This is a genomic window from Streptomyces sp. NPDC029956, assembly GCF_055574655.1.
The window spans coordinates 153,486-167,985 of sequence record NZ_JBVHZJ010000007.1; the positions used below are offsets into that span (position 1 = coordinate 153,486).

Here is a 14,500-nt window from a genome sequence, read left to right on the forward strand (position 1 = left end):
CTGGGATGTGCCCGCCGGAGCCCCGGCACCCAGCCTCGAAGGGACCGCCTGTGACGATCCGCCGGCCAAGCGCCGCCCGCACCGCCCGTCTGCTCGCCGCGACCGCCGTGCTCGGCGGGCTGCTCGTCGGCACCGCGGCGCCCGCCCTGGCCGTCGCGTCCGAGCGGACGGCCCCGCGTGCCCTCCGGGCGGAGGCACCCGCCACGGTCACCGTCACCGGCCACGGCCGCGCGTCCGCGGCGCCCGACCTGGCCATCGTCTCCGTCGGGGTCGAGGCCACCCGTAAGACGGCGAAGGAGGCGATGGCCGCGCAGAACACCGCCGCCGAGACGCTCCTCGCGGTGCTGGACAAGCAGGGGATCGCCGAGCGGGACATCCGTACCGACAGCCTCTCGCTGTCCCCGGTCTACACGCAGAACGCCGCGGGGGAGAGCAAGGTGACCGGCTACCAGGCAGGGCAGTCCTTCTCCGTGAAGGTCCGGGAGATCGACCGGGCCGGCCAGGTCATCGGCGCCGTGAACGACGCCACCGGGGACTCCGGCCGGATCAACGGTGTGGTCTTCGACGTCGCCGATCCGTCGGCCCTGCGGGTGAGGGCACGCGAGGCCGCCTACCGGGACGCGTACGACAAGGCGGCGCAGCACGCCCGGCTCAGCGGCCACGAGCTCGGCCGGCTCGTCTCGCTCAGCGAGGGGGAGTCCGCGCGCCCCGGTCCCGGTGCCGTCCCCGGCGTCGCCCATGACGAGGCGAGCGTCCCGATGGCCCCCGGTGAGATCGAGGAGCAGGTCACGGTCTCGGCGGTCTTCGAGCTGGTGTGACCCGGTGCGGGCGGCCCTGAGGCCCCCTGCCGCCGCCCGGAGCGGTGGTGGGGCGCCCGGGGGGCGGTGGTCGGTGCCGGAGGCGGTGGTCAGGTGCCGGAGGGCGCGTCGTGGCCGTCCCGGCCCGTACCCGTGCCCTCGCCGACGGCCGTTCCCGGGCCTTCCTCCCTGCCTCCGCCCTCGCCCCCGCGTTCGCCCTCGTCCCTGCCCCCGCGTTCGCCCTCGTCCGTGCCCCCCTGCTCGCCCTCGTCCGGCAGGTTCAGCTCGCGGGCGAGGGCGGCGTCGGCCCAGCGCAGCATCGCGGTGCGGGAGAGGGAGCCGGCGTAGGCCGTCGTCTGGACGGCGAGACCGTCGAGGAAGGCGGTGAGCCGCCACGCGGCGGCCGCCGGGTCGGCACAGCGGAACTCCCCTGCCTCCGCCCCCTCCGCGATCACCCGGGTCAGCGCCGCCTTCCACTCCTGGTCGAGGGAGGCGGAGACCCGGCGCAGCTCGGGGTCGCGCAGGGAGGCCGCCCAGCCCTCGATCCACAGCCGCCAGCCCTTGGCCTGTCCGGTCGGGGCGTACCAGCGCACGGCGGCCCGGAGGCGGCGTACGGCGCTGGAACGGCGGCCGAGGAGCCGGCGCAGATGGGCGAGGTCGGCCTCGGCGGCGTGCGCGAAGGCCGCGGCGACCAGTTGTTCCTTGGACGAGAAGTGGTAGAGCACCAGGGCGTTGCTCACCCCGAGCACCGAGGCCACGTCGGCGATCCGGACGGCCGCGACCCCGCGCGCCTCGATCTGCTCGACGGCGGCCCGCAGCAGCTCCTCCCGCCGCTCGGCCACGCTCAACCGCACTCTCGCCACGTCACGCACCTTACACAGCACGTGACGCGGGCATGATCGTCAGCGGCTCGGGTCGGGGTCTCCGTACCAGCCGTAGCGTTCGGTGATCTGCGGCAGCCGCTCGTCCACCAGCGCGTGCGCCGCGGCGCGCGGGCTCGTGCCGTCCGCCTCCGCCCGGTCGAGCATCCCGTCGACGAGCGTCCGCATGGCCCCGCGCACCCGGGCGAAGGCCTGGTCGGCGTCGGCCTCGATGTCGCCGAAGAGCGTCCACCACCACCAGGCGTTCGTGCACGAGTTCACGACCACGTCGGGCAGGACCGTGACCCCGCGCGCGGCGAGGGCCTCCTCGGCCTCGGGCAGGACCGGCATGTTCGCCGCCTCGGCGATCCAGCGGGCCGTGATCCGTCCCTGGTTCCCGGCGTCGATCGCGTACGAGACGGCCGCCGGGACCAGCACCTCCGCCTCGGCCGCGAGCCAGGCGTCCCCCGGCTCCTCACGGTCGCCGGGCCGCAGGGCGGAGCGGTCGACGGCGCCGTGGGCGTCCCGGGCGGCGAGCAGCGCCTCGACGTCGAGGCCGTCCGGGTTCACGATCGTGCCCCGGACGTCGGCCACGGCCACCACCCGAAGCCCGGCGCGTGCCAGGAACCGGGCGGTCGCCCCGCCCATCGTGCCGAGCCCCTGCACCGACACCCGGGTCCCGGCGTATCCCCGGTCGGCCCGGTCGAGGGCGGTGAGGACCGACTCGGCGACCCCCAGTCCGCCGACCAGCTCGTCGAGGCCGATGCCGTCGACCTCGATCGCGAAGGCCTCGGCGAGCCGCTCGCGGGCCGCCGCCTCGTCGTCCAGGAGCGGGTACACGGCCTGCACGGAGGAGACCAGGCCCGCCTCGGCCACGGCGCGGTCCACCAGGTCCTGGGTGAGCCCCAGGTCCTCCCCGGTGGTCCAGAACCGCTCGACGTACGGCCGCATCGCCCGCAGATAGCGCACGAGGACGCCGTAGGCCTCGGGGGAGCGGGGGTCGCAGTCGATGCCGCCCTTGGCGCCGCCCAGCGGCACGTACCGGGCCTTCGGGTCGTAGTGCAGGGCCTCCTTCATGGTCATCCCGCGGGCGAGCCCGGTGACCTCCTCGACCGTGCAGCCCTCCCGCATCCGCAGGCCGCCGCTGGCCACCCCGCGTACGAGCCGGTCGATCACCAGATGACCCCGGCGTCCGGTCACGTGGTCGGTCCAGCCGACGGAAAGCAGCGGGGCGGAACTCATCGGTCGTCTCCTCGGGAGGCGGGGCCCATGCGGGCCGGCTGGTGCGGGCGGCGAGTTCGTACGGGCAGGCGGGCGAGCTCGTGCGTGCGGGCGCGCTCGTACGGGCGGGGCGGGAGGCCGGTGGGACCGGTTCCGCATACTGAATGGCGGTTCAGTATGGCTGACGGCCCCGGCCGTTCGCGGCGAGGGCCGCCCATAATGGAACGACCCCCAGAGATCAGGAGGTCCTGTGACCGGTACCGGCTCCGACCGTTCGCCGCGGGCCCGGCTGCGCGCGCTGCGCCCCGAGTCCTTCGGCGCGGACCCCACGGGTGAGCGCCTCGCCCGTATCCACCGCTCGCCGAATTTCGCGGACGGGATCTTCCAGAACCCCGAACCCGCCCGACGCGGCCCCTCGGGCTCAAGTGTCGAGTTCGCCAAGATGTACTTCGACAAGGAAGGCCGTTCGCGCCGCGCCCCCACCGGCACGATCCCGGTCCATCCCACCACGGTCGCCGACCTGGCCAGGCCCCCGGCCACCGGGCTGCGCCTGACCTGGATGGGGCACTCCGGAGTCCTGGCCGAGATCGACGGGCACCGGGTGCTCTTCGACCCGGTCTGGGGAGAGCGCTGCTCTCCCTTCCCCTTCGCCGGCCCCAAGCGGCTCCACCCGGTGCCCGCGCCGCTCGCCGCCCTCGGTCCGGTCGACGTCGTCGTGATCTCGCACGACCACTACGACCACCTCGACCTGCCGACGATCAAGGCACTCGCCACCACCGACACCGTCTTCGCGGTGCCGCTGGGCGTCGGCGCCCACCTGGAGCGCTGGGGGGTGCCCGCCTCCCGGCTCCGCGAGCTGGACTGGGACGAGTCCACCGAGATCGGTGAGCTGCGGCTCACGGCCACCCCGGCGCGGCACTTCTGCGGCCGCGGACTGCGCAACCGGCAGGTGACGCTCTGGGCCTCCTGGGTCGTGACGGGCCCCTCCCACCGGATCTTCCACAGCGGGGACACCGGGTACTTCTCCGGATTCAAGGACATCGGCGCGGCCCACGGCCCCTTCGACGCCACCATGATCCAGATCGGTGCCTACTCGGAGTTCTGGACCGACATCCACATGACCCCCGCCGAGGGCATGCGGGCGCATCTGGACCTCCAGGGCGGCGAGCCCGCCGGGGTGATGCTGCCGATCCACTGGGGCACCTTCAACCTCGCCCCGCACCCGTGGGCCGAACCGGGGGAGGGCACCGTCGAGGCCGCTGCCGGAGCCGCCCAGCGGATCGCACTGCCCATCCCGGGCGAGCCCTTCGAGCCGGGCGCCGAGCAGGTGCCCGACAGTCCCTGGTGGCGTCCGGTCGCCCGCGTCCCCTCCGGCGGATGGGCGGCGCCGGAACTCACCGACGGTGACGGTCCGCCCGTCGGCGTGTCCCACGGGAGGGCGGACGCGAACGCGGATGCAAACACGGATGCGAACACCGGCGCGGACGTAGGACGGACCTCCGACGGGCCCGGCACGGACACCGGCCGGGGTGCGCCGGAGGCGGCACGGACCCCCTGAGGCCGCGAGGGACCGGGCGGTCCGCGACCCCGACGGGGCTCCGGTCGGGGAGGATTTCCGCAGAGGGCGGAGGCGTGGGAGCGCCTCCGCCCTCTGTCGTTCCCGGTGCCCGGCGCTCCTCCGTGCCGCGATGTCGAGTTTCGGCCGAAGCATCTCGGCCCGTCAGGCCGGAGGCGTTACCAGAGCGGGCCGGTCCACGGGCAAGTTTGCCAACTGTGCATCGCACATGAACGGTTGACGACTACAGTGTGTGGCTGGTGATCATCGGTAGGCTCTTCGCGCATACGGCGCACATCCCCCTGAACCACTCCTCGCAGTCCCCCCGCCGTCCCCCCTCGCATTTCACCCGCAGTACACAGATTCCTGGGCACGTACGCACCAAGGACACCCATGTCTCAAGTTCGCGCACCCGCCTCGCGGTCCGATCGACGCGAAGGCGGCCGGCACGGCCGGTCAGGCGCCCGCCCCGCCCCCGGTACCGGTGGCAACCCCCCGACACAGCCCCCCGCGCCGCACGCCGTGGAAGCCCGTTTACGCCCCCAACTCCTCCGAACCTCCGTGCTTCCCGCCGTCGCGGTGGCGCTGGGCGGGGCCGCGGCCGTGCTCTTCACCCTCCGCTCCACCGGCGCCACCCCGACGCCCGGCCTCTGGGCCGCGCTCACCGGCGCCGCCGCGATCACGGTGGCCGCCGTGACGGCCGCCGCGCTCGGCGCGGACCGGGCCGCCAGGACGGTCCTCGACCGCTGCAACGCCCTGCGCCGCACCAGCGCCCGCGGCCGGAGCGAACTCCATTCGATCATCGAACAGCTGCGTAAGGGAGAAGGGCTTCCGCCCCGCCCCGAGCCGCCGACCCGCACCGCGTCGGGCGACGAGTTCGACCTGCTCTCCCAGGAGCTGACGCGCTCTCACGAGACCGCGGTGGCAGCGGTCGTACAGGCGTCCAGGCTCTCCAGCAGCGTCGGCGACGAACAGAAGGTCGAGGTCTTCGTCAACCTCGCCCGGCGCCTGCAGTCCCTGGTCCACCGCGAGATCCAGCTCCTCGACGAGCTGGAGAACGAGGTCGAGGACCCGGAGCTGCTCAAGGGCCTGTTCCACGTCGACCACCTGGCCACCCGCATCCGCCGCCACGCCGAGAACCTCGCCGTGCTCGGCGGCGCCGTCTCCCGCCGCCAGTGGTCCAACCCGGTCACCGTCACCGAGGTGCTGCGCTCCTCCATCGCCGAGGTCGAGCAGTACCCGCGGGTCAAGCTCGTCCCTCCGATCGACGGCGCGCTCCGGGGCCATGCCGTGGCCGACGTCATCCACCTCCTCGCCGAACTCGTCGAGAACGCCACGCTGTTCTCCGCGCCGCACACCACGGTGCTGCTCCGCGCGCAGTACGTCACGGCCGGCCTCGCGATCGAGGTCGAGGACCGCGGCCTCGGCATGCCCGTCGCCGAGCAGGACAAGATGAACGCCCTGCTCTCCGACCCCGACCAGGTCAACGTCGCGCATCTGCTCCAGGACGGCCGCATCGGGCTCTTCGTCGTCTCGGCCCTCGCCCGCCGCCACGGCATCGCCGTACGACTCCAGTCCAACATCTACGGCGGCGTCCAGGCCGTCCTCGTGCTCCCGGAGAGCCTCCTCGGAACCGACCCCGTGGGTCTCGCCCAGCACGAGCCCCGGACCGCCGCCGGGACCGCCGGATCCCCCGCGGCCCTGCCGAACCAGGTGCCGACGCAGCCCCAGCCCCAGCCGACGGCACAGTCGCTGATGCCGTCGCAGCCGTCGCCCCCGCCCCCGGTCACCGCCCCGGCGCCGCCAGGGGCCACCACCGCCCCGGCGTCGGCCCCGGCTGCCCCGGGGACGCCGATGACGGGCCCCGCCCACGACCCGCTCACCCACCCCCGTACCACCGAATGGCACCACGGCTACGCGGACTCCGGCCGGCCCTCCGCGACACCGGCGCAGTCGGCCGGAGAGGAACGCCCGGGCCCGCCGGCCTCCCTCCTCTCACCGCTCCCCCCGGCACCCGAGACCGACGGCCGGCCCACGCTCCCCAAGCGGCGCGCCCAGGAGCACCTCGTCCCGCAGCTGCGCGACGAACCGGTGGCCCGCAGGCCCGAGGAGCACGCCCTGCACGACCCCGGCCTGATGGCCGCGTTCCAGCGCGGCATCGGTCTCGCCGAGTCCCAGCCCGCCCCCCACGAAACGCCGCGTCCAGGCGACGCGCACAAGGAGTAGACACCATGGCGAGCAATGTGCCGACCGGCCATTCCTCGGACCTCGACTGGCTGCTGACCGGACTGGTCCAACGGGTCCCGTACACCCGCAGCGCCGTTCTGCTCTCCTCCGACGGCCTCGTGAAATCCGTCCACGGCCTCGACCCCGACGCCGCCGACCACATGGCGGCCCTCGCCTCCGGCCTGTACTCCCTCGGCCGCAGCGCCGGCGTCCGGTTCGGCGACGGCGGAGAGGTGCGCCAGGTGGTCGTGGAGCTCGACTCCACCCTCCTGTTCGTGTCCACGGCGGGCTCGGGCACCTGCCTGGCGGTGCTGGCCGGACGCGAGGCGGACGCCGCGGTCCTGGGGTACGAGATGGCGATGCTCGTGAAGAGCGTCCGGCCGTACCTGGTCACCCCCGCCAGGCAGGCAGCCGGAGCGGTGGGCGGCATCGGCCCGCGAACGTGACGCCCTCCCAGGAGGGGCCCTGGCTCGACGAAGCGGCCGGCCGGCTGATCCGTCCGTACGCCGTCAGCGGTGGCCGGACCAGACCGACCACCGCACTGGATCTGCTGTCCATGGTGATGGCGACCGGATCGTCCCCCCAGGCCCACCTGGGGCCCGAGCACAGCCTGGCCCTCGGGCTGTGCGACGGGCCCACCTCGGTGGCCGAGATCGCGGCGCACCTGCGGCTGCCCGCCGTGGTCACCAAGGTCCTGCTCTCCGACCTCGTGGACTGCGGGGCGCTCACCGCACGCGCTCCCGGGTTCCACGCCATCCCGACCGACCGTTCCTTGCTGGAGGCAGTGCTCGATGGCCTACGACAACGGCTCTGAGCGTCACGACAGTCGCGCGACCGCCCCGTTCCCCACCGCGCTCAAGATCCTGGTGGCGGGCGGCTTCGGCGTGGGCAAGACGACGCTCGTGGGCGCGGTCAGCGAGATCGAGCCGCTGAGCACCGAAGAACTGCTGACCTCGGTCAGCGCCGCCACCGACAGTCTGGAGGGCGTGGAGTCCAAGACCACGACCACCGTGGCCCTGGACTTCGGCCGCATCACCCTCGACGACCGCCACGTCCTCTACCTCTTCGGCACACCGGGCCAGGAACGTTTCTGGTTCCTGTGGGACGAGCTCTGCGAGGGTGCTCTCGGGGCGGTCGTCCTGGCCGACACCCGTCGGCTCCAGGAGTGCTTCTCCGCCGTGGACTTCTTCGAACGGCGGGGCATCCGGTTCGTCGTGGCGGTCAACGAGTTCGACGGAGCCTTCCGCTACGAGCCGGACGAGGTACGGGCCGCGCTCGACCTCAGCCCGGAGGTGCCGGTCGTCCTCTGCGACGCCCGGCTCTCCAGCTCGGGCATCCGCACCCTGCTGACCCTCGTCCAGCACCTGCTCACCACCATCCCGGCCGCCGTGCCGAGCTACGGAGCCCCGTCGTGACGTACGACCCCACCGGTCATCTCCTGCTGACCCCCGTCGACAAGGACGCGCCGGCCCGTGTGCGGCGGCTGCGCGAACTCGGCCTCGGGGAGGGGCCGGAGCCGGCGTTCGACGCGTTCGCCCACCGGCTCGCGGAGGTGACCGGAGTCCCGTTCTCGATGGTCAACTTCATCGACGAGAACCGGCAGTTCTTCGCCGGGCTGCACACCCCCGAGGGCGCACACACGGGCAGCGACCCGGGCGCGGCCGGCGCGGGCGCCGGCGGCGTCGGCCGCTTCATGGCCCGCGACCACGGCTACTGCCCGCACGTCGTGGTGCGCCGGAAGGCGCTCGTCCTGGAGGACGTCTGCGACTACCCGCGCTTCGCGGGGAACCCGGTCGTGGACGAGATCGGCATCCGCTCCTACATGGGGGCGCCGCTGATGGACCGCACGGGAGTCGCCCTCGGCACCATCTGCGTGGTCGACACCGACGTCCGGCCGTGGGGGCGCGCCGGGCTCGAGACGATCAAGGCGATGGCGGCCGAGCTGATGGAGCAGATCAACCGTCGAGAGGGCGGCATGTACTGACCGTCCTGCCCGGGACGCCATGCGGGGAGCCCGGTACGGCGACGACCGGGGCGGTGAGGCGGTGCGCGTCACGGAGCGTGAGTGTTCCGTCTCTCGCGTGCACCGCCTCCGGGCGCGGGGAAAGGGTTCGTGACCACCGGGGAAAGTGCGGTATTGTTCTCATGCGCGTCCAGCCGGGGGAAACCCCAGGTCAGACGGGCAGCGGGACGTGGCGCAGCTTGGTAGCGCACTTGACTGGGGGTCAAGGGGTCGCAGGTTCAAATCCTGTCGTCCCGACTTTTCGAAGTCGTCGATCGAGGGGCCGTTTCAGAGCAATCTGAAACGGCCCCTCGATCGTTTTCGCGACCCGTGGGCGACCAACTCGCCTTGACCGTGACAGCGGTCGAGCGCGATGACCGGCCCCTGCGGTCGGGCGACGGCCAGGACGCTCCCGGGCCCGGACCGCGTGCTTCCGTGGCTCCCGGCACCCGGCTCCCTTCGACGTCGCACCCCTCATCCGATGTCGCCCAGGTCGTCCCATCCGCCGCGGTCGCCGCGCCCCGGACGATCGCCGCGACCGGTCTCGGCCCGAAGGGCGGCGCGGGTCAGGGGACCGTAGACGCCTCGCTCCTCCGGGATGGCGTGGAGTCTCTGGAAACGGCTCAGGGCCACCTCCAGGAGGGGGCCGAACACGCCGTCGGTCGATCCGACGTACAGGTAGAGCCGATGGAGCCGACGCTGCAGGTCCTCGACCTCGGGTCCGGTGCTTCCGAGGCGGAGGACCTGCCGGTCCGGGCGCTCGGACGGCGGGGAGGTGCGGGTCGGATCGGGGCGGTGGGTGGCGGGGCGCGTGGGCGGTGGGGATGTCCGCGGCGCGGCGGGCGGCGCCGTCGAGACCGCCGGGTGGGTGGAGGCCGTCGGCTGCGCGCCGGCCGTGCCGGCGGCCGGGGGAGTCGCCGTACCGGTGCGCGTGGCCGGGGGCGTGGTGGCCGGCGTCGCGGTCGGCGGAGGTGTCCTCGGCCCCGACGCCCGGGTGGGGGAGGGCGGTTCGGCGTCCGTGGTCTCCTGGGGCGGCGGGAGATCGGGCATCGTGAGGGTCAGCTTGTCCGCGGGCTCCCGTTCCATGGCCGAGGTCAGCCCCACCGACAGTCCGATCCCCGCCGCGAGCGCACCTGTGATCAGGAGCGGCAGCGACATGCCGCCCCGGCTCTCGCGCTTGGGGCCCGCCATGGTCCTCCGCACCCGCGGGGCCCTCCTCATGTGCCGGGGTTTCCCCGCCCGGTGGCGCGCGCGAGAGCCACCTGCCGTGGCGACCGTCGGTGGGCCCGGCGTGGCGTCGAACAGCTCGACGTCCTGCACGCGAGCCCCCGGACCGTCGCCGGCGGGGCCCGCGACCTTCCCGAAGATGTCGTCGCCAGGTGCGGGACATGGCTCCGGTGCGGGGGCGGCGCTGGGTGCGACTGCTGTGGTCAGGGCAGTCCTGTTGCGCATGCGGATGCTCCATATGTGGTGAAGCCGTGAAGGTCGGAAGGAGTCGAGGAGACTTTGACCGTCGGTCAAGACAAGCGTCAACTGCGGACGAGTGACGCAAAATCGGGCACTCGCGACGTTGATTCTTAAACAACTCTTAATAAGTGACGCACATCACCTCCCGCACATCGGGGTAGGTCTGACGTGCCACCAGATCGGTCTCCGTCCATGCGACTTCACGGGGCGAGACCCCCGACACCGCGCTCGTCGGGCGCACGCTGCTGGATCTGCTGCCGGCGTCCGGCGCGCGGCTGATCCCGGGTTCGGCGCGCCGCCCGGATCGGGCGGACGAGCGGGGCCGTACCGAGCCGTGCGGATGATCGCCCGGCGCGCGGACGGCGGCGAGTTCCCGGTGGAGGTGACCGGCGTCGGCCTGGAGGACGGAGGAGTCCCCGCTCGCCGACACCCTGAGGTCCGGCCGGAAGCACCGTGTGCGCGGCCAGGTCCTGTGGTCCGAGGCCGGCGACCGCGTACCCGTCGACCTCACCACCGCACCAGTACGCGACGGGGAGCGGGTGACGGGCGAAGCCCCCCGGGAGCGGGACCGCACGGCGCCACCACCCGGGGTGGTGACGCCGTGCGGGGCGTGCGTGGTCGAACGGCTAACGCGGCGGCGTCACTTGCCGAGCCACGCGTTGTGGAGGGTCAGCGTCGAGGTGTTGCCCTGCTTGTCCTCGACCACGGCGGAGAGCGAGATCCCGCCGTCCTTCGCCGGGCTCTTCACGGAGATCGCGCCGTTCCGGACCGGAACGCGCTGCCAGGTCTTCCCGTCGTCGTAACTCACTGAAATCTGGAGCGACTTGAGATTCCTACCGGCCGCGGAGCCTTGTATGGTCACCGGGACGACGACCTGAGCGTGCTCCGGGGCCCGCGAGGTGAGATCGACGGGGGCCGCGAAGCGGACCGTGGACACCGGCAGTGCGGTGGTGGCTGTGACCTGCTTCGAACGGAACGTGAAGGCGGTCTCGACCCGTGTCGAGGTGGCGGCGAGCTGCGCCGAGCGCTCGACGGAGGTCACCAGCCGGTACTCGGCGTCGGATCCGTCGACCGTGAAGGGCTTCCATCCCGTCAGCGGGTCGTCGTTCTCGCCGACCTCGACACCGTCGCGGTACAGCGTCGACGTGGCCGAGACGGACGGGGAGTAGCCCGTGTGACCCTTGCCGTCGGCGAACAGCGGCAGCGCGCCGACGATGTGCTGCTCGCCCGTCGCCGGGTCGGGCGCGGTGCGGAACACGCCCGCGGTCCCGCCGAGGAGCGGGCCGAAGACGCCCGTGCCGAACGTCTCCCGGTACGTGCGGCCTGCCGCGTAACGCTTCGGCCGGACCATCTCCCAGCTGCCCTCGACGGCCGGGTAGCCCCACTGGTCGGGCTCGCCCACCTGGTCGAACCTGGTGAGCCACTCGACGTTGTCGGCGGTGGAGACGTAGAAGGTGCGGGTGCCCGGCGCCGGCTGCGGGTCGTAGAAGCCGTTGCCCTCCGGCGCGCCCGGGATGCGGGCGAAGGGGGAGACGAAGGCCGACCTCCCGGGGACGGAGGCGCCGAGGCCGACCTTCAGGGTGGCCAGCTCGTTCGCCTTCACGTGCTTGGTGTAGCCGGTCGAGACCTTGTCCGTCTTCCCGCCGAAGGCCACCGAGTACTGGCTGGTGGCGTCCTTGAGGAAGTGGGCGTCCCAGGTCTGCAGCAGCGAGCCGTCGGTGACGGCCGGACCCATGTGGGCGGTACGGAAACCGGCGAAGCTCCCGAGGGCCCAGCCGCTGCCGACACGGCCGATGTCGGTGCCGCCGAGCTCGTAGTACGTGCCGCCGTGGTCCACCGAGTCGATGCCGGGCACGGTGAGGTCCACGGGCTTGGCGGTGCGTGCGTCGGAGGTGACGGTCGTGTCGCCGGAGACCTTGAGCATGGGCTGGGCGATCCAGTCGGTGCCCTTGGTGTAGTCCGACGGATCCTGGTAGACCGCCGTGCTGAAGGTGTACGAGCCCTTGGGGACCCGGATGGTGTGGCTGCCCGGCTCGTTGTCGATACGGGTGATGAGGCCGGCTGCCGCACCCGAGACGCCGATCAGCGTGCTGCTGTAGTTCTGGGCGTCGGCGCCGTCGCGGCCGACGGTACGGAGCGTGACGTCGTACGACTCCGCCTCGCGTACGGCCACCGCGGCCGTACGCACGGACTGGCCCGCGGTGGTGGCGGTGACATAGCCCGAGTAGCTGCCGTCGGCGGCACCGATCCGGGTGTCGGCGGTCAGGTCGACCTCGGCCCGGCCGCCGGCGGGCACGGTCACCTTGCCCGCTCCGAGCGTGAAGAATCCGGCCGGGGCCGGCTTGCCCTGCGGGTCGAGCGTGGCCACCGACAGGTCGAGGGTCACGTCGGCGGTCCCGAGGTTGCGGTAGGCGACCTTCCGGGTGACGGGCCGGTCGTCGGCGTGCGGCCACAGCGCCGTACCGAAGTTCAGCGAGACCGGGTCGGCGATGACGCTCTGGGCCAGTGCCTTGTCGACCTGGACACGACCGGAGCCCTGCTGGAAGGCGGTGTGGTCGCCGCCCTTGGCGGACGCGGTCAGAGCGCCCTTGAGCTCCGTGGACTTCCAGTCCGGATGACGCTGCTTCAGGATCGCGGCCGCGCCCGCGACATGCGGGGTGGCCATGGAGGTGCCGTCGATCTGCAGATACCCCGGAGCGGGGTGCGGGGTGCCGGGACGCGTGTCGATCTCGCTGCCGGCCGCGGCGGCCGCGGCGATGGCCACGCCGGGTGCGGTCAGGTCCGGCTTGACGGCGCCGTCGCCGACGCGCGGGCCGGTGCTGGAGAAGGGCGCGAGGCGGTCGTCCCTGTCGACGGCGCCGACCGTGAGCGCGGCGTCCGCGCTGCCGGGCGAACCCAGCGTCGAGGCGCCGCCCTCGCCCTCGTTGCCCGCGGCGATCGCGAACAGGATGCCCTTCTCGGCGGACAGCCGGTCGACCGCCTCCTCCAGCGGGTCGACGCCGGGGCTGTCGGGGCCGCCGAGGCTGAGGTTGATCACGTCCGCGCCTTCGGCGGCGGCCCACTCCATGCCGGCGAGGACGGCGGAGTCGTCACCGAAGCCGTTGTCGTCGAGGACCTTGCCGCTGATCAGCTTGGCGCCGGGGGCGACGCCCTTGAACCGGCCGCCGGACCTGGCGCCCGTACCCGCGGCGATCGAGGCGACGTGGGTGCCGTGTCCGACGCGGTCCACGGCGTCGGCGGCGGCGGAGAAGTTCTTCTCGCCGACGACCTGGGAGCGGAGGTCTTCATGGGTCTTGTCGACGCCGGTGTCGAGGACGGCGATCGTGACGCCCGTACCGTCGTACCCGGACTCCCACGCCTTGTCGGCGCCGATCTGCCGGACACTGCGGTCCAGGCTCGCGGCCCGCACCCCGTCCAGCCACACCTTGCCGATGCCGGAGGCGGTGGCCCGCAGGCCGCTGCTGCGCCGGTCGGTCAGCGCGTCCCATACCTGCGCGACGTCGTCCGGGGAGGTACGGATGGCGTCGGCGTCGAGGGTCGGGAACGTCCGCCGCAGTCGGGTGTCGCCCGCCGCGCGCACCTCGGCCCGTGCGGCACCGGCACCCCCCTCGTACTGCACGATCAGTTTGAGCCCGTCCCGATGGCTCTCGCGCAGTCGCGCGTCGGTGAGCACGTCGAGGTCGAAGAGCCGCTCGTCCAGTCTGCCGGCGGCTATCAGGCGCTGCGCGTCGCTGGGCACGACCAGCGTGCGGTCGTTGATGCGCTGCACCTGGACGGGTATGTGCTCACGGCCTCGGGCGGCCTCGAAGCCCACCATCCGGCCCTTGGTGTTCACCACCACGCGGTCGCCGGTGACGAGGGTGATCCGCTGGGCGCCGCCGGGGCGCGGGGTGTCGGACGTGGCCGTCGCGGGGCCGGTCGTGCCTGCTACCAGGGCCACGGATGTGGCCGCTGCGATGGTGAAGGCGCTTGCTCTCTTCACATGTGCGCGCAAGTCTCCCCCAGGAGCTTGGGATGAGGTCGAGTGGTCGGTTCCGGCCGGGACGCAAGGACGCCCGCCACCGGTCAGCGCAGTATGTGAGCTGATCAACAACGGGGCGGGCGTGGGGGATTGAGCTGCGTGGTTTCCGGCCATCGCGAAGGCCCCGAGTTCGATGGGGCCACGACGGCTCCGTGACGGCACTGTGACGACCGGGCGATCCTTGTGCGACACCGGCCGCCCCGAACCCTCCGCATCGCAGTACCCGCCGACCTTCCGGGCGGCGCCGCGTTCACGGCCGGAGCGCGTCCCTCCTCTTGGCCGTATCCGTGCCCTGGGGAAGGGCCTTCCTCCAGGGCGCGGGAAGCCGGCCGACGACGCGCGACGCCCGGG

At 73.1% G+C, this 14,500-nt stretch carries 10 protein-coding genes, 1 tRNA gene and 2 pseudogenes; 9 read left to right on the forward strand and 4 right to left on the reverse strand.

What is annotated here, in order from left to right; translation table 11 throughout:
• Window positions 1-50: 50 nt before the first annotated feature.
• Window positions 51-818, forward strand: coding sequence for an SIMPL domain-containing protein (locus ACZ4XX_RS07965; RefSeq protein WP_468507074.1), 768 nt, complete (start codon window positions 51-53; stop codon window positions 816-818).
• A gap of 254 nt (window positions 819-1,072) precedes the next feature.
• On the opposite strand, the pseudogene ACZ4XX_RS07970 reads toward ACZ4XX_RS07965, so the two are convergent.
• Window positions 1,073-1,660 (reverse strand): annotated as a pseudogene (locus ACZ4XX_RS07970) (TetR/AcrR family transcriptional regulator); the annotation flags it as partial.
• Window positions 1,661-1,699: 39 nt separating this feature from the next.
• A complete protein-coding gene (locus tag ACZ4XX_RS07975) occupies window positions 1,700-2,899 on the reverse strand; it encodes a glutamate dehydrogenase (protein ID WP_468507075.1) in 1,200 nt (399 codons plus the stop codon).
• Between the two features lie 229 nt (window positions 2,900-3,128).
• Here ACZ4XX_RS07975 and ACZ4XX_RS07980 point away from each other — a divergent pair, with 229 nt between their 5' ends.
• From ACZ4XX_RS07980 to ACZ4XX_RS08010, 7 genes are all read left to right on the forward strand, one after another.
• Window positions 3,129-4,436, forward strand: a complete 1,308-nt coding sequence (locus tag ACZ4XX_RS07980) for an MBL fold metallo-hydrolase (RefSeq protein ID WP_468507076.1) — start codon at window positions 3,129-3,131, stop codon at window positions 4,434-4,436.
• Between the two features lie 390 nt (window positions 4,437-4,826).
• Complete coding sequence (locus ACZ4XX_RS07985; protein ID WP_468507077.1) at window positions 4,827-6,659, forward strand: sensor histidine kinase; 1,833 nt, start codon at window positions 4,827-4,829, stop codon at window positions 6,657-6,659.
• 5 nt (window positions 6,660-6,664) lie between these two features.
• Window positions 6,665-7,105 carry a roadblock/LC7 domain-containing protein gene (locus tag ACZ4XX_RS07990; protein ID WP_468507078.1) on the forward strand — a complete coding sequence of 147 codons (441 nt, stop codon included), beginning with the start codon at window positions 6,665-6,667 and terminating at the stop codon, window positions 7,103-7,105.
• Complete coding sequence (locus tag ACZ4XX_RS07995) at window positions 7,102-7,473, forward strand: DUF742 domain-containing protein (RefSeq protein WP_468507079.1); 372 nt, start codon at window positions 7,102-7,104, stop codon at window positions 7,471-7,473. The genes ACZ4XX_RS07990 and ACZ4XX_RS07995 overlap by 4 nt, the downstream gene beginning before the upstream one ends.
• Entirely contained in the window at window positions 7,451-8,074 is a 624-nt protein-coding gene (locus ACZ4XX_RS08000; RefSeq protein WP_468507080.1) for a GTP-binding protein, read from the forward strand. Before ACZ4XX_RS07995 ends, ACZ4XX_RS08000 begins: the two co-directional genes overlap by 23 nt.
• A complete protein-coding gene (locus ACZ4XX_RS08005) occupies window positions 8,071-8,643 on the forward strand; it encodes a GAF domain-containing protein (RefSeq protein WP_468507081.1) in 573 nt (190 codons plus the stop codon). The genes ACZ4XX_RS08000 and ACZ4XX_RS08005 overlap by 4 nt, the downstream gene beginning before the upstream one ends.
• A gap of 202 nt (window positions 8,644-8,845) precedes the next feature.
• Window positions 8,846-8,919 (forward strand) — tRNA-Pro (locus ACZ4XX_RS08010).
• 216 nt (window positions 8,920-9,135) lie between these two features.
• Here the strand turns inward: ACZ4XX_RS08010 and ACZ4XX_RS08015 are convergent.
• Entirely contained in the window at window positions 9,136-9,852 is a 717-nt protein-coding gene (locus ACZ4XX_RS08015; protein WP_468507082.1) for a peptidoglycan-binding domain-containing protein, read from the reverse strand.
• A gap of 518 nt (window positions 9,853-10,370) precedes the next feature.
• On the opposite strand from ACZ4XX_RS08015, the pseudogene ACZ4XX_RS08020 reads away from it, so the two are divergent.
• Window positions 10,371-10,700, forward strand: a pseudogene (locus ACZ4XX_RS08020) (hypothetical protein); the annotation flags it as partial.
• 68 nt (window positions 10,701-10,768) lie between these two features.
• On the opposite strand, the gene ACZ4XX_RS08025 reads toward ACZ4XX_RS08020, so the two are convergent.
• The gene (locus ACZ4XX_RS08025) at window positions 10,769-14,110 is read right to left on the reverse strand and encodes a S8 family peptidase (protein WP_468507083.1); all 3,342 of its coding nucleotides are present in this window, start codon (window positions 14,108-14,110) and stop codon (window positions 10,769-10,771) included.
• Window positions 14,111-14,500: the final 390 nt, after the last annotated feature.